Annotated in this window: 2 protein-coding genes; both read right to left on the bottom strand. The window is 63.1% G+C overall.

From position 1 onward, the window contains the following. The coding region (locus tag ADADOO_RS15705; RefSeq protein WP_511278445.1) for a cache domain-containing protein at window positions 1-1141 on the bottom strand (1141 nt) is incomplete at its 3' end. A 112-nt stretch (window positions 1142-1253) separates the two neighbouring features. Continuing rightward, window positions 1254-1717 (bottom strand): FAD:protein FMN transferase (locus ADADOO_RS15700; RefSeq protein WP_511278444.1); only part of this gene is annotated, 464 nt, incomplete at its 5' end.

Here is a 1717-nt window from a genome sequence, read left to right as displayed (position 1 = left end):
TGCGCGCGCTGTCTTCGGCCAGGGCATGCAGCGGCGCACCAAAACGGCGGGCGATGTGGATGGCGACGGCCATGCCGAGGGCGAGGGCAGAGAGGGTAATGAGGGCGAGCAGCAGCAGATCATGGCGGGAAATCGGGACGAAATCGGTTTCCGGAGCCACGACGCCGAGCAGGATGCCGCTGGCGTTGCCCATGAGCGGTCGGAAGAGGCTGACCCAGCGCCCGTCGGGACGATCGAAGTCGAGAACGTCATGGGCCGCCGCCGGCTGCTCCTGCCAGTGGCGGAAAGCCTCGGCGAATTCCGGCAGTTCGAGCTCTTCGGCGGTCTTGAGCAGGGTCTGGCTAATCGTCTGCCTGTCGTTGAAACGAGCATCGCGCGGCGGTGCGATGAGCTTGCCTTCCTTGAGGAAAAGCGCGGCCTTGCCACGCTCGCCAACGGTCATCCGGGTGGTGAATTCGGCGATGTCGATGAGCCGCACGTCGTGGGCAATGACGTAGGTCGAGCCATCGCTCGCCGTCCACCGCATGGCGGCCGTGATGCCAGGCTCCTTGGTGGTAAAGAAGATGTACGGCTCGGTCCAGTGCACCGCTTGCGAATCGGTCAGCGCCATGGCGCCCTTGAACCACGGGCGTTGACGGGCGTCGTAGTTGCGTTCGCGCAGGTCGACGTTTTCGATCTGGCGGTTCTTGTCCCAGGTGATCCAGTAGGTCTGGTTGCCCCACTCGGCGGGATTGCTGATACGGTTGACCCACCGCCCGTCGTCGGTCATCAGGAGGAGGATTTCTCGGCCCGATTCGTGAGCGAAAATGACTGAGCTGATTTCGCCGTGATGGGCGATGATGGGGAAAAAGAATTCGTTGAAACGGAGCAGTTGGGCCTGGTCGAGGTCGTTGTTGACGCCCCAGCCGTGGCTGCTGCGCAGGGTCACTTCGACCGTTTTGAAAAGGCGCGTGACGCGGGCTTCGAGCTGTTCAGCGGCGAGCCGCATCTGGGATTCGGCCAGCCGGTCGACGGTCGGCCGACCGATCAGCTGATACTGGGCGAAGGCGAAGACGGCGACAGACAGCAGGATAAGCAGGCCGATACGCAGTACCAGACTGTTGGCGAACCCCGGTTTGGTGAAGAAACCGTCCCGCAGCATTCTTCCTCCTCTGTGCGAATGCCTACGCTGTCTTGTCGAATTTTTCTTTTTGTTCCTGTCGCAATGTTACGAGATAGTCGTACCGGGCGTATACATGTCAACCGAATGATTTCTAGGGTACGACGGTGATCTCCGGCGGTTGGCCGATGAATTCGAGGCGCTGACGTAGCGCTTCGGTGAGGAAAACCCGGTTGTCACGGTCGACCCGTAAAACGAGGCCGATTTCCATTTGGCGCGCCATCTCGCGCCAGGCCGGGCCGGCGATAAAAATCGGCTTGGAACTGGCGTCGGACAAGGTGCCGGCGCGTGGACCGGCCGGGATGAGTACGGTGACGGCCTGCGTGTGGTCGGCCGGGTAGCCACGGCGCGGGTCGAGCAGGTGGGCGTAGCGCCGGCCATCGACTTCGAAGTAGCGCTGGTAGTCGCCCGAGGTGCCGATCGCTTCGCCGTCGGCCAGGGTGACGGTGGCCAGCGGCCCGGGCTGGCGCGGGTGCTGGATGCCGACGCGCCACGGCTTGCCCTGCTTGCTGCCGAGCGCCATGACGTTGCCGCCAATGTTGATCAGCGCGTTGGTGA

Origin of the sequence: Azonexus sp. (genome assembly GCF_036170495.1) — a bacterium.
Taxonomy (GTDB): domain Bacteria; phylum Pseudomonadota; class Gammaproteobacteria; order Burkholderiales; family Rhodocyclaceae; genus Azonexus.
The sequence above is the reverse complement of the archived record's forward strand: the minus strand, read 5'-3'. Positions and strand labels throughout refer to the sequence as shown.